The sequence below is a fragment of the Herbaspirillum sp. WGmk3 genome (assembly GCF_023952535.1).
Classification (GTDB): domain Bacteria; phylum Pseudomonadota; class Gammaproteobacteria; order Burkholderiales; family Burkholderiaceae_D; genus Herbaspirillum; species Herbaspirillum huttiense.
In genome coordinates, this window is sequence record NZ_JAKYWT010000002.1 from 369,258 (window position 1) to 384,607 (window position 15,350).

The 15,350-nt window shown below is 65.3% G+C and carries 12 protein-coding genes; 4 read left to right on the forward strand and 8 right to left on the reverse strand.

The window, feature by feature from the left end:
- Nucleotides 1–77: 77 nt before the first annotated feature.
- The 4 genes from MKD49_RS07710 to MKD49_RS07725 form a co-directional block, all read right to left on the reverse strand.
- On the reverse strand, nucleotides 78–3,230 hold the full coding sequence (locus MKD49_RS07710) for an efflux RND transporter permease subunit (RefSeq protein ID WP_252695956.1): 3,153 nt from the start codon (nucleotides 3,228–3,230) through the stop codon (nucleotides 78–80).
- Nucleotides 3,227–4,471, reverse strand: coding sequence for an efflux RND transporter periplasmic adaptor subunit (locus MKD49_RS07715; protein WP_252695957.1), 1,245 nt, complete (start codon nucleotides 4,469–4,471; stop codon nucleotides 3,227–3,229). Before MKD49_RS07715 ends, MKD49_RS07710 begins: the two co-directional genes overlap by 4 nt.
- Nucleotides 4,472–4,526: 55 nt before the next feature.
- A complete protein-coding gene (locus MKD49_RS07720) occupies nucleotides 4,527–5,987 on the reverse strand; it encodes an efflux transporter outer membrane subunit (RefSeq protein ID WP_252695958.1) in 1,461 nt (486 codons plus the stop codon).
- Between the two features lie 232 nt (nucleotides 5,988–6,219).
- A complete protein-coding gene (locus MKD49_RS07725) occupies nucleotides 6,220–7,404 on the reverse strand; it encodes a citrate synthase family protein (protein ID WP_252695959.1) in 1,185 nt (394 codons plus the stop codon).
- Nucleotides 7,405–7,506: 102 nt separating this feature from the next.
- Between MKD49_RS07725 and MKD49_RS07730 the strand changes: the two genes are divergently transcribed.
- From MKD49_RS07730 to MKD49_RS07745, 4 genes are all read left to right on the forward strand, one after another.
- Nucleotides 7,507–8,892, forward strand: a complete 1,386-nt coding sequence (locus MKD49_RS07730; RefSeq protein WP_252695960.1) for a CoA transferase — start codon at nucleotides 7,507–7,509, stop codon at nucleotides 8,890–8,892.
- A 49-nt stretch (nucleotides 8,893–8,941) separates the two neighbouring features.
- On the forward strand, nucleotides 8,942–9,634 hold the full coding sequence (gene lepB, locus MKD49_RS07735; RefSeq protein WP_252695961.1) for a signal peptidase I: 693 nt from the start codon (nucleotides 8,942–8,944) through the stop codon (nucleotides 9,632–9,634).
- A 186-nt stretch (nucleotides 9,635–9,820) separates the two neighbouring features.
- Nucleotides 9,821–10,393 (forward strand): TetR/AcrR family transcriptional regulator, encoded by a 573-nt coding sequence (locus MKD49_RS07740; RefSeq protein ID WP_371925461.1) that lies wholly within the window; start codon nucleotides 9,821–9,823, stop codon nucleotides 10,391–10,393.
- A gap of 417 nt (nucleotides 10,394–10,810) precedes the next feature.
- Nucleotides 10,811–11,149: a hypothetical protein gene (locus MKD49_RS07745; protein ID WP_245201974.1), complete on the forward strand. Its 339-nt coding sequence runs from the start codon at nucleotides 10,811–10,813 to the stop codon at nucleotides 11,147–11,149.
- A gap of 20 nt (nucleotides 11,150–11,169) precedes the next feature.
- On the opposite strand, the gene MKD49_RS07750 is transcribed toward MKD49_RS07745, so the two are convergent.
- From MKD49_RS07750 to MKD49_RS07765, 4 genes are read right to left on the reverse strand one after another with little or no spacing between them, the layout of a single operon-like run.
- Nucleotides 11,170–11,973: an endonuclease/exonuclease/phosphatase family protein gene (locus MKD49_RS07750; protein ID WP_252695963.1), complete on the reverse strand. Its 804-nt coding sequence runs from the start codon at nucleotides 11,971–11,973 to the stop codon at nucleotides 11,170–11,172.
- Nucleotides 11,973–14,282, reverse strand: coding sequence for a VTT domain-containing protein (locus MKD49_RS07755; RefSeq protein WP_252695964.1), 2,310 nt, complete (start codon nucleotides 14,280–14,282; stop codon nucleotides 11,973–11,975). The genes MKD49_RS07750 and MKD49_RS07755 overlap by 1 nt, the downstream gene beginning before the upstream one ends.
- A 51-nt stretch (nucleotides 14,283–14,333) precedes the next feature.
- Nucleotides 14,334–14,513 carry a hypothetical protein gene (locus MKD49_RS07760; RefSeq protein ID WP_227022713.1) on the reverse strand — a complete coding sequence of 60 codons (180 nt, stop codon included), beginning with the start codon at nucleotides 14,511–14,513 and terminating at the stop codon, nucleotides 14,334–14,336.
- 34 nt (nucleotides 14,514–14,547) lie between these two features.
- Nucleotides 14,548–15,333: an SDR family NAD(P)-dependent oxidoreductase gene (locus MKD49_RS07765; protein ID WP_252695965.1), complete on the reverse strand. Its 786-nt coding sequence runs from the start codon at nucleotides 15,331–15,333 to the stop codon at nucleotides 14,548–14,550.
- Nucleotides 15,334–15,350: the final 17 nt, after the last annotated feature.

Consider the following 15,350-nt stretch of genomic DNA (forward strand, 5'->3'; position numbering starts at 1 on the left):
CCGGGAACATTCCCCGGCGCCGGCCCATGCCGGATTCTACCTTCCCGGCTCCCCTTGTTGATGAACAGGCTACGGAGTCAATGTTCCTGCGCCAGGCGCGCGGCCTTGCGTTCCTGCCTTGCCTTCTTCTTGCGTTCGTACCAGTAGTGCGCGCGGTCCAGGTAAAGGTAGACCACCGGCGTGGTGAAGAGCGTGAGCGCCTGCGACAGCACCAGGCCGCCGACCATGGCATAACCCAGCGGACGGCGCAGCTCGGAGCCGGCACCATGGCCGAGCATGAGCGGCAGGCCCGAGAGCAGGGCGCACATGGTGGTCATCATGATGGGACGGAAGCGCAGCAGGCAGGCCTGGTAGATCGCTTCTTCCGGCTTCATGCCCTGGGTGCGCTCGGCGGTGAGGGCGAAGTCGATCATCATGATGCCGTTCTTCTTGACGATGCCGATCAGCAGGATGATGCCGATCAGGGCGATCACCGACAGGTCGTAACCGCCGATCATCAGAATCAGCAGTGCCCCCACGCCGGCCGAGGGAAGCGTGGAGAGAATGGTCAGCGGATGGATGTAGCTCTCGTATAGCAGGCCCAGCACGATGTAGACCGCGATCAGGGCGGCCGCGATGAGATAAGGCTGCGAGGCCAGCGAATCACCGAAGGCCTTGGCCGTTCCCTGGAAGTTGCCCACCAGGGTCTGCGGCACGCCCATCTCGTCCTTGGTTTTCTGGATGATGTCTACCGCCTCGCCCAGCGAGACGCCCTTGGCCAGGTTGAAGGAAATCGTCACCGCCGGGAACTGGCTCTGGTGGCTGATCGACAGGTAAGAGGTCTTGGTGGTATCGACCTTCACGAAGGTCGACAGCGGCACCTGCTGGCCGGTCAGGGGCGAGGTCAGGTAGAGTTTGTCGAAGAGTGCAGGATCCTTCTGCAACTGTGGCGTCACCTCCAGAATCACGCGGTAGCTGTTGATCTGCGTGAAGTATTGCGCCACTTGGCGCTGGCCGATGGCGTCATAGATGGTGGCATCGATGAGCGAAGGCGAAATGCCGAAGCTGGAGGCGCGTGCGCGGTCGATGGTGATGACCGCTGCTGCTGCCTGGTTCTGCTGGTCGGAGGCCACGTCGGTCAGCTGCGGCAATTGGCGGAAGCGATCCAGCATGCGCGGTGCCCACACGTTCAGTTCATCGAGGTCGGTATCGGTGATGGTGTACTGGTACTGGGTGCGCGAGAGGCGGCCACCGACGTTGATGTCCTGGCTGGCCTGCATGAACAGGTTCACGCCCTGCACCTTGGCCACCTGCGGACGCAGGCGCGCGATAACTTCATCGGCATTGGTGGTGCGGCCTTCATCCTTGGGTTTCAGTGCGATGAAGAATTGTCCGGTATTGAAGGTGGTGGAACCGGCGCTCATGGCAAAGCCGATCACGTCCGGATCCTTGCGCACCACCTCAGCCACCTTCAGCAGCCGTTCCTGCATGGCCGCCGAAGACGTATCCTGGGCCGACTCGGCAAAGCCGACGATGACGCCATTGTCCTGCTGCGGGAAGAAACCCTTGGGGATGAAGATGAACAGCACCACCGTCAGGGCCACCGTGGCGATGAAGCTCATCAGCGTGATGAACTGGTGCTTCATCACCACGTCGAGCCCGCGCTTGTAGCCATTGAGCATGGCATCGAAGCAGCGTTCGAACCATTGATATAGCTTGCCGTGCTGACGGCCATGCTCGTTCTTGAGGAAGCGCGAGCACAGCATGGGTGTGAGCGTGAGCGAGATGATGACCGAGACCGCAATGGTCAGCGTGACCGTCACCGCAAATTCGCGGAACAGCCGCCCGACGATGCCACCCATCAGCAGCAGCGGAATGAACACCGCCACCAGCGACACCGAGATCGAGATGATGGTGAAGCCGATCTCGCCCGCGCCCTTGAGGGCCGCTTCCAGCGGCGACATGCCCTCCTCGACGTAGCGGTAGATGTTTTCCAGCATGACGATGGCGTCATCCACCACGAAACCGACCGCAATGGTCAGCGCCATCAGCGAGAGGTTGTCGAGGCTGTAGCCGACCACGTACATGACCCCGGCCGTGCCCATGATGGCCAGCGGCACCGTGACCGACGGGATCAGCGTGGCCGCCACATTGCGCAGGAACACGAAGATCACCATCACCACCAGCGCGATGGTGAGCACCAGGGTGAATTCCACATCCTCCACGGAGGCGCGGATGGTCTGGGTGCGGTCGATCAGGGTGTTGACGTTGATCGCCGCCGGGATGGCCGCGCGCAGGCGTGGCATGGCGGCCTTGATGCGGCCCACGGTCTCGATCACGTTGGCACCGGGCTGCTTGGTGATGGCCAGCACGATGGAGCGGCCATTGCTGATGGTGTGATCGGCCGTATTGGCCGCACCGGCGAAGGCCCAGGCGGCGATCTTGTTGTTCTCCGGGCCGTCGATGGCGATGCCGATGTCCTTGACGCGGATCGGCGCGCCATTGCGCCAGGCCAGGACCATGTCGTTCCACTGCTCGGCCTTGAGCAGCTGGTCGTTGGTATAGACGGTGAAGGCCTGGCGCGCGCCATCGACCGTGCCCTTGGGCTGGTTCACCGTGGTGGTGGCGATGACGCCGCGAATGTCTTCCAGGCTGATGCCCAGCGTAGCGATCTTGGCCGGATCGACCTGGATGCGCACGGCCGGTTTCTGCTGGCCGTTCACGCTCACCAGGCCCACGCCCGAGATCTGCGAGATCTGCTGGGCCAGGATGTTGTCGGCATAGTCGTTGACCACCGTCAGCGGCAGCGCATCGGACTGCACCGACATGATCATGATGGGCGAATCGGCCGGATTGATCTTGCGGAAGGTCGGCGGATTGGGCAGGTTGGCCGGCAACTGGCCGGTGGAGGCGTTGATGGCGGCCTGCACGTCCAGCGCGGCGGCATCGATGTTGCGGTTGAGGTCGAACTGCAGGGTGATCTGGGTACTGCCCAGGGTGCTCTGCGAGGTCATCTGCGAGAGACCCGCGATCAGCGAAAACTGGCGTTCCAGCGGCTGTGCCACGTTGGAGGCCATGGTCTCGGGACTGCCCCCCGGCAATTGCGCGGTCACCTGGATGGTCGGGAAATCGACCTGAGGCAAGGGCGCGACCGGCAACAGCGGCCACACCGCGATGCCCACCAGCAGGATGGCGATGGCCAGCAGCGTGGTGCCGATGGGGCGCTTGATGAAGGCGGCGGAGACGCTCACTTGGTGCTTCCTTTCGCGTCAGCGTTGGCGGCAGGCGCAGCAGCAACAGCGCCCTTGGCCGGCTGCGGCTTGCTTTCCACGATGCGGCTGCCCGGCTTGAGCTTGTACTGGCCGTCGATGACGACGCGCCGGTCTGCCGTCAGGCCGCTGTCGGCGGCCAGGACGGCGACGCCGTCCTGGATGCGGTCGACCTTGACCGGCTGCATGTTGGCCTTGTCGTCCTGGTCGATGGCATAGACATAAGTGCCTTGCTGGTTGCGCTGGATGGCGGCAGCGGGCACGGTCAGGGCGTTGCCGTGGCTGTTCATCTGCAGGCGGGCATTGACGTACTGGCCCGGCCACAGCTTGTGTTCGGCATTGTCGAAGCGTGCCTTCAACTGCACAGTGCCGTTGGTGGTGTTGATCTGGTTGTCCAGCAGGATCAGCTTGCCGGTGGCCAGTACTTCCTGAGAGTCGCGCGCATAGGCGACCACCTTCAGCGGCTGCTGGCTGTTGCGCTGGGCCCGGTTGATGCCGACCACGGCTTCTTCCGGCAGGGTGAAGACCAGCGTGATCGGATCGATCTGGTTGATGACCACCAGGCCATTGGCATCGGCCGCATGCACGATATTGCCCGGATCGACCAGGCGCGCACCGACACGACCCGAGAGTGGCGCATTGATGGTGGTGTAGCTCAGTTGCACCTTGGCATAGGCCACCTGCGCCTCATCGGTCTTGACCGCTGCCTCCAGCTGCGCCACCAGCGCCTTCTGCGTATCCAGCTGCTGCTGGGTGGCCGCATCCTGGCTGCGCAGGGTGGTGTAGCGCTGCAGGTCCAGGCGCGCATTCATGAGGGTGGCCGCATCCTTGGCCCGTTGCGCCTCGGCCTGCGCCAGTTGCGCCTGCAGCGCACGCGGGTCGATCTGCGCCAGCAGTTGTCCCTTCTTGACCTCCTGGCCTTCCTCGAAGCCGACCTTGTCCAGCTGGCCGTCTATGCGGGTCTTGACGACCACGCTGGCATTGGCGGTGACCGTGCCGACGCCGGCCAGATACAGCGGCAGATCGCGCTCCTGCACGCGGGCCACCGAGACCGATACCGGGGGTAGTGCCTTGGTGGCAGGCTGATCGGCCGCGGTGGCGCGTTGCATGGCGCTCCAGCTGCCGATGCCGGCGGCCAGGATCAGGGCCGTCGCCACGACGATGGCCAGCGGGGAGCGTTGCGGAGTCGGGGAAGTCTTGGGGGAGTTGGGTGAGGTGGTCATGCCTGAAACTCGTCCTGGAAAATGCACATGGGATTCGGAAGATGGGCCGCGCACATCAGCGCGCTGCCATCGGTGCCTGCACGCTGGCCGGATCGGTCTGTCCGACCTGCCAGCCGCCGCCGGTGGCCTTGATCAGCGCCACGCTGGCGACCAACTGGCGGCCCAGCAGGGTGACTGCGCTGCGCTGGTTGGTCAGGGAGGTGGCCTGGGTGGTGACAACCGACAGATACGTCACGATGCCGGCCTGGTACTGGCTCATGGCCAGCCGTTCGGCCAGCTGCGCCGATCTGACGGCCTGGGCCTGGGCCGCGCTTTCCTGATCCAGCACGCGCAGGGTGGAGAGGTTGTCTTCCACGTCCTGCAAGCCGGCCAGGACGGTCTGCTTGTATTGCGCAGCGGCAGCGTCATAGGCGGCCATCGCTGCGTCGTTGCGGGCAGTGCGCGCGCCGCCATCGAAGAGCGTCTCGGCCAGCGCTGCACCCAGCGACCAGACGCGGCTGGGCGTGTTGAACAGGTCGGCGAACGAGGCGCTGTTGTAGCCGCCGGTGGTCGACAGGGTCAGGGTCGGGAAGTAAGCCGCACGGGCCACGCCGATATTGGCGTTGGCGGCAGCGGCCAGGCGTTCGGCATTGGCGATGTCGGGGCGGCGCTCCAGCAGGTCGGAGGGCAAACCTGCCGGAATCTGCGGCAGGCTGGCCTGCAGGCGCAGGGCATTGGCATCCATGCCGCTGTCGGTGGCCGCCGCCGCTGGCAGGGGAGCCAGGCTGAAGGCCGCCGGTGCCTTGCCGATCAGCATGGCGATGGCGTGTTCCAGCTGGTTGCGGGTGGCGTCCAGGTCGATCAGTTGGGCCTGGGCCGAGCGCAGCTGCGTCTCCGCCTGGGCGACGTCGGAACGCAGGGCGGTACCGGCTTCGTATTGATGGGTGGTCAGTTGCAGCGAGCGGGTATAGGCCTCGACCGTGCGGCGGTACAAATCCTTTTGCAGGTCCGTCACGCGCAGTTGCAGGTAGTTCTGCGCCAGCGTGGCCTGGATCGCCAGGCGGGCCGCGGCCAGGCTGGCGGCGCTGGCCTGGGCGCTGGCATCGCCGGCCTCGGCACCGCGCCGGATGCGGCCCCAGACGTCCGCTTCCCACGAGGCATTCAGGCCCACGGTGTAGCTGTCGCCCAGGCGTTGCACGCCGTTGGTATTGGTCTGCGCCCGGGCCGCACCGGCCTGCGCGCCGACGGTCGGCCACAGGCTGGCGCGCGCCACGGCGGCTGTGGCCTGGGCCTGGCGATACTGGGCAGCGGCTTGCTGGATGGTTTGGTTGGCGGCGTTGGCCTGATTGACCAGGTCGTTGAGGATGGGATCGCCATAGGCTTCCCACCAGCGTTGATGGTCATCGGCCTGGCGCGGCGCGGCCACTTTCCAGGGGCCTTGTTCCTTGTAGGCCTGGGGCAGATCCATGGCCGGGCGCACGTAATCAGGCCCGACCGCGCAGCCGCCCAGCAGCGCGGCCAGCACCAGTACCGTCATTCCCTTCTTGGCGCGGAAGGGGGAGTGTTGTGGGGGATGAGTGAAATGACGAAGACGGGCGCTGGCTGCGACGCGGCGAAACGGGACGACCATAGGGCTCACGATGATGGCTTGCGGATGAAGGACTGGCCGGCAACGCGGCACCCCTCAGCACCCGAGGCCGACCCCTGCTTACGACGCTAATGTAAGCTCGGCCGCTCAACGCGAGGCTGACATCAACATGACAATTTTGTCAGCCAGGACGTACACCGACATAGGCAGCCCGCGGCCGGATCAGGCTGCCGCTGCGGCCCTGTTCCAGCGCATGGGCGATCCAGCCCAGCGAACGGCCCAGCGCAAACAGGCCGAAGGCACTGCCGGGCGGCAGGTGCAGATGGCGCCGCACGGCGGCCAGGGCAAAGTCCACCGAGGGGGGATGGCCGGTCAGTTCGCGGACTACCTCGATGGTTTGCTGCCAGCACGGATGGACCGGCAGCAGCGGCGCCAGCAGGGCGGAAGCGCGCACGTCACCTTGCGGATAGAGATGGTGGCCAAAGCCGGGCAGCTCTTCGCCGCGTGCCAGCCGTTGACGCAGGCTGGCGGCGGGATCGTCCTGTTCATCCAGCGTCTCGAGCAGGGCTTCGACACGCGCCGTGGTGCCGCCATGCAGCGGCCCGGACAGCGCGGCCAGCCCGCCGACGACGGCCGCCTGCAGGTTGGCGCCGGTCGAGGCGATGCATCGGGCAGTAAAACCCGAGGCATTGAGTTCGTGGTCGGCGCACAGCACCAGGGCACGGCGTACCAGCTGCGCACCGGCCGCATCCAGTCCCCAGGCGCTGGCACATTGCTGGTGCAGGGGCGCGATGGAAGGCGCCGTTCCGAGCAGGCAGGCCGCCAGGCGGCGTACCAGCAAGCCGCAGCTGGCCAGCTGGCGCGGCAGCGGCAGGTGCCATTGGGCGCCGATGTCTTCAGCGCAGGCCAGGGCAAACAGCGGCAGCAAGGTTTGCTCGGCGCGGCCTGCGCTCCACTCGGACTGGACGCTCTCCAGCCGCGGCGGCCGGGCCGGCGGCACCGGGCCGAAGGCATCCTCCACCGCGCAATCCCAGAGCAGGGCGGCGACTTCTTCGACGCTGGCCTCGGCGCTCAGGGTCACGGCATCATGGCCCCGGTAATGGAGCCGGCCGTCTTCGATCAGCGTGAGCGCCGATTCCAGCACCGGCAAGCCCCAGTCCAGTGCCGCCCGCGCCACCTCGCGCGGCTTGCGTCCACGGGAACGGCTGGCGGCCAGCCGCTCGACCTCGGCGGCCAGGTAGCGGCGGTCGCGGGCCTGCCCGCCGGGATGGGCGTGCAGCAGGCCGCGGCTGACGTAGGCGTAGAGCGTCTGGCGGGATACGCCGAGCAAGGTGGCGGCCTCGGAGGAGGAAAGATAGCGGCTCATGGGGGCCCGGAAAGACAGACAAGTTGATTAAATTAATCAATATTGACGATTAATTCAAGGCTAGTATCCTGCAGTCATCGCCCTTTCATTCCGAGGATTGCCATGACATCCCTTTCCCCCTCGCAAGCCATGCTTGCCACGATGTGGAACGCCCTCGACGGCGATCCTGACGCTCTTGCCGCCGTGGGCCTGACGGGCGAGGGCGGTTTGCCGTCGGTGTTTGCCACCACCGACCTGGCCCAGGCATCGGTGGCGGCAGCCGGACTCGCGCTGGCCGGGCTGGTCAGCGGTGCCGGCGGGGCCTTCCCCGAAGTGAACTGCGATCGCCGCCTTGCAGCAATGTGGTTCAGCAGCAGCCTGCGGCCCGAGGGCTGGGCGCCGCCGCCTTTGTGGGATGCGGTAGCGGGCGATTACCGCGCCGCCGATGGCTGGATCCGCCTGCACACCAACGCCAGCCATCACCGTGCTGCAGCCCTGGCAGCGCTGGGGCTGGATGCAGGGCAGGCCACGCGCGAGGACGTGGGTCGTGCCGTCTCGGGCTGGCGCGCCAGCGAACTGGAAAGCGCCGTGGTAGCCCACGGTGGCTGCGCCGCCGAAATGCGCAGCCAGGTGCAATGGGCAAGCCATCCGCAAGGCGCGGCCGTAGCGGCCGAGCCGCTGGTGGCCTGCCGTTACTTCGATGCGGCTGCGGCCGCGCCGCGCCCGGTGGACCCGGTGCGGCCACTGGCCGGGGTGCGGGTACTGGATCTGACGCGGGTGCTGGCCGGCCCGACTGCCACGCGTTTGCTCGCCGCTTTCGGCGCCGATGTGCTGCGCATCGACCCGGCCTCGTGGGAGGAGCCCGGCGTGGTTCCCGACATGACGCTCGGCAAGCGTTGCGCCGGACTGGACCTGCGCCAGCCAGTCGGGCGCGCCGTGCTGGAAGCGCTGGTGCGGCAGGCCGACGTGATGGTGCACGGGTATCGTGCCGATGCCCTGGAGCACCTGGGGCTGGGTGCGCCTCGGCGGCGCGAACTGAACCCCGGGCTGGTCGATGTGGCCCTCAATGCCTACGGCTGGAGCGGTCCGTGGTCGTCGCGGCGCGGCTTCGACAGCCTGGTGCAGATGAGCAGCGGCATTGCCGAGGCCGGCATGCGCGCCGCCGGCAGCGACAAGCCGGTACCGCTGCCGGTGCAGGCGCTGGACCATGCGACCGGTTATCTCATGGCGGCGGCCGCCGTGCGCGGGCTCACCCGGCGCCAGACCGGTGGCGGCAGCCAATACCGCTTGTCGCTGGCCCGTACTGCCCGCCTGCTGGCCGATTATCCGGCCGCCTCAGGCCAATCGCCGCTGGCCCCCGAAACGATGGCCGACGTGCATCCGCATCTGGAAATGACCGTCTGGGGCCCGGCCCGGCGCCTGCGAGGCCCGCTCAGCGTGGGGGCGGCCGAGATGGCGTGGGACCGGCCGGCCTCGCCCTTGCGCAGCGTCCAGCCTGCATGGAGCTGATTTCATTTAGCATGGTGGTCTTCGTGAAAACAAACAACGAGACGGCAACATGAGCTTCCCCCTCAAACAACTGGCAGCAGCCAACAAGGGCCTGCTGGCCTTCATCGCGCTGATGGTGGTGTTTCGCAGCGCCATCGCCGACTACAACGTGGTGCCCAGCGGCTCCATGATGCCGACCGTGATGGTGGGCGACCGCATCCTGGTCGACAAGCTGGCCTATGACCTGCGCCTGCCGCTCACCCACATCAGCCTGCTGCGCCTGGGTGAACCGCAGCGTGGCGATATCGTCACCATCGATTCGCGGCAGGCCGGCGAACTGCTGCTCAAGCGCATCATCGGGCTGCCGGGCGATGTGGTGGAGCTGCGTGACAACGTGCTCTTCATCAATGGGCAGCCCGCCAGCTACGGCCCGGCGCACGCGCGTCCCGAAAGCGGAGATGGCGTCGACCAGGCGCGCTACCGCGATGAAAAGCTGGACGGGATGAATCACCTGGTGCGCCTGTCGGAGGCCCATCCCAGCCTGCACAGCAGCTTCGGCCCGGTGGTGGTGCCGGCCGATCATTACATGATGCTGGGCGACAATCGGGACAACAGCATGGATTCGCGCTACTTCGGCTTCTTCGCCCGCAGCGAGCTGATGGGGCGCACCCGCCGCATCGCCTTCTCCCTGGATGCCGACCAGTTCTACAAGCCGCGTCTGGAGCGTTTCGGCCGTCCCTTGGACGCGGTGACGATGCAGTAATGAGATTTCCGGGATTTTTGTCACAAAAATCTTCGTTTTTTTGCTGTCAATCGCTCAAGTTGTCCAAAAGCATGCCGTTATCAATGACGGAAAACATGCCTTTGTCATCTGGAGCACATCATTTCTCTCACCTTCATCTCCGATCCGGCCACCGGTCGCCGCAGGAATGCCGTCAGTCATGACGCCATCCTCGATGCCACTTATGTGATGCTCGAGGAGATCGGTTTCGACAAGCTCTCCCTGGAGGGCGTGGCGGCGCGCGCCGGCGTAGGCAAGGCCACCATCTACCGCTGGTGGCCCAACAAGAGCGCACTGGCCATGGAAGCCCTGCTGCGCGCGGTCGAACCCTTGCCGCCGCTGGGCGACAGCGGTTCGGCCCGCGACGACATCGAACAGCACATGCTGCAACTGTCCCAACTGTTGCGTGGCAAGTCCGGCCGGGTGGTGCGCGAGATGATCGCGCTGGCTCAGTTCGAGCCCGAGAGCCGCCGCATTTTCAACGACAACTACCTGGAGCCGCGCCGCCTGGCGCTGGTCAACGTGCTGCGCCGTGGCGCCCAGCGCGGCGAATTCCGGGAGGATGCCGACCTCAACCTGGTCTTCGACCTGCTGTACGCCCCCGTACTGCAGCGTCTGCTGACCGGCAGCGCCGACATCGATGAACGCCAGATCCAGTCCCAACTGAAACTGGTCCTGGGCAGCATTGCGCTGTCCCAACCCCTTTTGACGCAAAGTAAAATTTCGAGCCAACAAACGTAAATTTTATTGAGCAGTACCCCGATTGCACCTAGAATCCGAGACGAAACGTATCGTATTGGTTCTGGGCAAGTGAACTTTTGCGTCAAAAATCAGCGATTCCGGGCCACCGGGATACGCTGAAAGCGCCAGCAGACGGCGGCTTTCGACGACAAGAATCCATCTCTTCCTCCGCAGAGGGCGCGGAGGACAGCCCTCGGGAAATGCGAGCCACCTGTTCAGCGGGTGACCTGCTTCTTCCCATGCACCGGTGCAGGCCGGCGCAATTCCAGACGACGTTGATCCGAACAGACATTGCCAGCATCCCTCAAGGGAGACTGGCGCATGGTTGCCCCCGCGCATTTGGGCGTCGTCACGACGGCGCGTGGGCAACCCAGGGGCAGACCACACATGCAACATATGCCAGTGCAAGGGGGAAATATGCACAGCAACGCTATGCAGTCATGCCGGGGCGGTGATGCTTCCGGCGATGGCCAGGAATTCTGCCGCCGCTATCGCAAGATGCGGCGCTGGTGTCTCACCGGCTTCGTCGGCATTCCGTTTTTGCTGGGATTTCTCTGGCTGCAGTTCGTCGCCGCGCGCAGCGGCGGCGAATTGTTCTATGCCGATCACGTCTGCGATTGCCGTGAGGCAGTCTCGATGTGGGTACGCGATTATGTATGGACGCAGATGATCTGGCTGCCGGGCAACATGCTGTTCCTGCTGATCTGGATCGCGTTGGCAGTCAAGCTGTGGAGCGGCAAGCGCAGCGCAGGCTGATCCTCCGCGTCATCAGCTGGTCAGCCATCGATATGGGCCACCAGCGGCAAATGGTCAGAGGCCACGCGTGACAGGGCGGTGCGGTGGACCTGCACCTGCAGCAGGCGTTGACGCGGGCTGATCCAGATGCGGTCCAGCGCAAACAGCGGCCAGCGTGATGGGAACGTGCGCGGCGCGGGTGCGGCCTCGAAGTGGGAAACCAGCCAGCGCAGGGCACGCCCCCACATGAACCATTCATTGACGTCTCCCATGAGGATCACCGGCGCTTGATCGGTATCGAAGGCCTGCAGCAGCCGTTTGATCTGGGCACGCCGCTCAGCGGGCTTGAGCCCCAGATGGGTGGCGATCACGCGCAGCATGTGGCCGTGGCAATCGATATCCGCATCCAGTGCGCCACGCGGCTCGCGGCTGCCGAAGGACAAGTCGATGCTCTGTTTGGCCAGAATGGGGTAGCGGCTCAGGACGGCATTGCCATAACGGCGTTCGGCACTCTCCATGGTCGGTCCCTCGGCCGCGAAAAATCCAGTCTCTTTCCTCAGCAAGGACAGCACATCCGGCTGCGAGGAGCCGCCCAGGGGCACTTCCTGCAGGGCCACCACATCCGCATTGATTTCCTTGAGCACCTGGGCAATGCGCTGCGGGGAGAATACGCCATCGGTGCCGATCGCCCCATGGATGTTGTAAGTCGCCACGGTGAGCGGCCATGGGTCGAGGTCGCGCAAGGGCACATCGCCGGTGAGGACGAGTTCCGTATCGGAACGCGCCTCCGCCGTCGATGCCGGCTGGTACTCGGCGGCACGATGGGACAGGCTACCGGAGCGCATCAGGCCTGCCTCGCCTCCACGCCATGCTCGGCGCTGACGCGCGCCATGTCCTCATCGCCCGGAGTGTGCGGCGCAGGGCTCTTGCGGGCGGACGGTGCGGACGATTTCGATTTCTTCCCGACGCGCGGCTTGAGCAGCTTCTGCAAGCCAAACGCCATCAACATCAGCGCGGCAGTCACGCCGACCAGAATCAGCACAGTCTGCAAACTCGGATGGCGAATGGCTTCGGCCAGATTGTGCGAGAACACCACCGTCAACGCGATACCCGGGGCCATGCCGATCAGGGTGCCCAGCAGGTAATCGCGCAAGCCAAGGTGCGACGCGCCCGCCACCACGTTGACGACCGTGAAGGGCGCAATCGGCAGCAGCCGCACCACGGCCATGGCAGCGATGCCGCGCTGGGCAAAGCGTCGGCTCAGGTTGTTGATGCGTGGACCCAGCATGTCGCGTAGCGCGTCATGCCCCAGCCAATGGCCCAAGCCGAAGCCGAGCAGGGCGCTCAAGCCCACGCCCGCCGTGGCATACAGGCCGCCATTCACCGGCCCGAACACCACCCCCGCGACCGCGATCAGCACCGTGATGGGTACCATCAGCATGCCCGCCACCACGAAGGCCGCAATCACGATGGCCGGCGTGAAGGGCATCTGGTCGACGCTGCGCGCCAGCGCAATCAGCGAGCTCAGATTGATCCATTCGCGCAGCGGCGTGAAGCGCCAGGCCAATGCAAAGACCACCAGTGCCACGGCCAGCACGCCCAGGCCGATCATGCGGCGCGGCACCGGCTTTCTGGCGCTGTGCGGCACATAGGCATCGACGATTTCATCGGGACTGATGGGGCGTTCCGGATCGAAGACGGCATTGTCCTGGGTCAAGGCATCCAGCTCCGGGATGAGGCGCGGATCCATGGGGCGCAGTTCGCGCCGTTCCGCCTTGCGCAAGCGGGCGATGGCGCCATGCAGGCTCTGGTCCTGCTCAAGGGCGGCTTGCACATCGGCAGCTGCGACGCCCAGATGCTCGGCCAGCAGGCGGTTGCGCATGAGCGCGATGGCCGCGCGGACTTCGTCCTGCTTGGCGGCATCGCCCTGCAATTCGATGGTCAGGTTGCATTCGGTGTCGAAGGCCATGGAGCGATTGCTCATGTTGGCCGAGCCGACCGAGAACAGCCGGTCATCCATGCTGAAGACCTTGCTGTGGACGTTCAGGCAGCAGCCATCCTCCAGGCCGGGCAGGTGCGGGCAATACATCTGGTAGCGCGTAGCGGCCTGCTCGCCCTGGTTTTCCAGGGCGCTTTTGAGACGGTGATGGATGCGGGCGCGCAGCGCGCCCATGGTGGCCTGCTCCAGCCAGCCGCTCTGGGTCTGCGGAGAGATGACGGCCACTTCGGGGCCTTGCGGTTCGCGCAGGCGCGCGCCAATCGCTTCGGACAGCACGTTCGAGGTGAAGTACTGGTTTTCGAAGAACAGGTGATGCTGCGCACCGGCGATGGCATCAAGATAGAGTTCGCGTACTTCAAACACCCCTGGACGATCTTCGTAGGCAGGTTCGGTGCGCGAGATGCCGACCCGCAGATCGCACAGATCGGGCTCGAATCCCTGGGGCCATGGATCATCGGCAGGCAAGCTGGTGGCCTGCATCAACGCGGTACGGCGTTCGGCATAGCCGGCTAGGCTCCAGCGCCGACGCGCCAGTTCGCCCAAGGCACGGGCGACATCGCCGTCGACCATGGCCTGCACGTCATGGAAAGGGGCGTAAGGCTTGTCGTCGGGATCGCGCCGCAGCGGGTTCTCTGGGAGATGTTCCGGCGTATCCCAGCGGCAGCGGGTCAGGTCAAGGCCGCCCACGAACGCCAGCTTGTCATCGATCACCACGATCTTCTGATGATGCGAAGCGCCGACCGGATGGCGCGCATCGGTCCGGAAATGCAGACGCTTGTTACGCGCACGGCCCGGCTTGCGGGCAATCATCCATTCACGTTCGAGCGCGTAGAGCATGGCGTAGTCCCAATTCAGCACGCGGATGTGCAGATCGGGCTGGCGCTCGACCAGCGCATGCAGCAGGTCACCCAGCTGCGGCGGCAGGCCGTCGTCGGTGTCAGTGATATCGGGTACCAGGACGGTACGGCTGTCGATATCCCAGCCGAGAATGAAGACGCTGCGCCGGGCGTTGATCAGGGCCATGCGCAAGGCGCGGAAATAATCGGCGGCGTCGATGAGCAGCTTGAAACGCTGCGCATGTTCCACCCGCCAGCAATTGCGGCCGGGCTGCAGCAGCCCCGCTGCGGGGGATTCCTGGACAGGGGTGGACGACATCATGGCCTCCGGAGACACGTGACTTTTGTGATCGTTGTGGTGTGAATGGGATCAGGGCTTGCCAACAGACATCGGATGTTCATCCGTGTCGCTCGATTGCCGGGACGCATCCGTCGCGCCTTTGCTGCGCTCTTGCACCGCTTGGTGCGGCAGAGGCTTGGGCTTGCGCTGGTCCATGCCGGTCTCGGTGGATTCCGTGGTTTCTTCGGGCAGGGGAATCTTGTCGCTCACGATGGGCTCCTCTTCACTTTCAATCACTTGTGGTTCATTGCGGCGGCTGGCCGTTGGAGGCGGTGACGCCACCGTCGACCGGCAGGTTCACACCGGTCACGAAGCCGGCATCAGGGCTGGCCAGGAAGGCGATCACGGAAGCAATCTCCACCGGGTCGGCACCGCGGCCGAGCGGAATGCGTTCGGCAAACTTGGCCAGCTGTTCCTGATCCTCAGCCACATCGGCGGTCATGCCGGTGAAGGTAAGGCTGGGGCAGACTGCATTCACGCGCACGCCCTTGCGGCCGAAATCCAGGGCCATGGCGCGGGTGAGGTTGACGACGGCACCCTTGGAGGTGTTGTAGGCCGCCAGATTCCAGTCGGCCCCCAGTCCCGAGACCGAGGCCACGTTGACGATGCAGCCGCGCGTCTTCTCCAGATGGGGCATGGCCTCGCGCGCCCCGTAGAACACGCCGTTGACATTGGTGGCCTGGACGTGGTGCCAGTCTTCCGGGCTGACCTGGGTGATGTCGCCTTCGGCAAAAATGCCGGCGTCGCTGACCAGGACGTCGATGCGGCCAAAGCGTTCGATGGCGAAATCCACCATCTGGCGCACGTCTTCATGGTGCGACACATCGGTTTCACGCGCGGCGCTGCGCTCGGGCGGCAGGGAATCGAAGACCTTGGTCAGTGCGGCAGCATTGCGGTCGGCAAGCAATACCTTCGCGCCTTCGTCCGAAAAGCGGCGCGCAGTCGCTTCGCCGATGCCGGAGGCGGCCCCGGTGACGATGACGACCTTGTCCTTGAAACGTTGCAATTGGGAGGGATTGAGGCTGGGCATGCGGGCTCCTGTTCAAC

Coding starts and splice junctions, on each gene's coding strand:
- MKD49_RS07730 (WP_252695960.1), top strand. CDS start 7,507: ATGACATCCCTTTCCCCCTCGCAAGCCATGCTTGCCACGATGTGGAAC.
- MKD49_RS07725 (WP_252695959.1), bottom strand. CDS start 7,404: ATGAGCCGCTATCTTTCCTCCTCCGAGGCCGCCACCTTGCTCGGCGTA.
- lepB (WP_252695961.1), top strand. CDS start 8,942: ATGAGCTTCCCCCTCAAACAACTGGCAGCAGCCAACAAGGGCCTGCTG.
- MKD49_RS07755 (WP_252695964.1), bottom strand. CDS start 14,282: ATGTCGTCCACCCCTGTCCAGGAATCCCCCGCAGCGGGGCTGCTGCAG.
- MKD49_RS07715 (WP_252695957.1), bottom strand. CDS start 4,471: ATGACCACCTCACCCAACTCCCCCAAGACTTCCCCGACTCCGCAACGC.
- MKD49_RS07745 (WP_245201974.1), top strand. CDS start 10,811: ATGCACAGCAACGCTATGCAGTCATGCCGGGGCGGTGATGCTTCCGGC.
- MKD49_RS07720 (WP_252695958.1), bottom strand. CDS start 5,987: ATGACGGTACTGGTGCTGGCCGCGCTGCTGGGCGGCTGCGCGGTCGGG.
- MKD49_RS07765 (WP_252695965.1), bottom strand. CDS start 15,333: ATGCCCAGCCTCAATCCCTCCCAATTGCAACGTTTCAAGGACAAGGTC.
- MKD49_RS07750 (WP_252695963.1), bottom strand. CDS start 11,973: ATGCGCTCCGGTAGCCTGTCCCATCGTGCCGCCGAGTACCAGCCGGCA.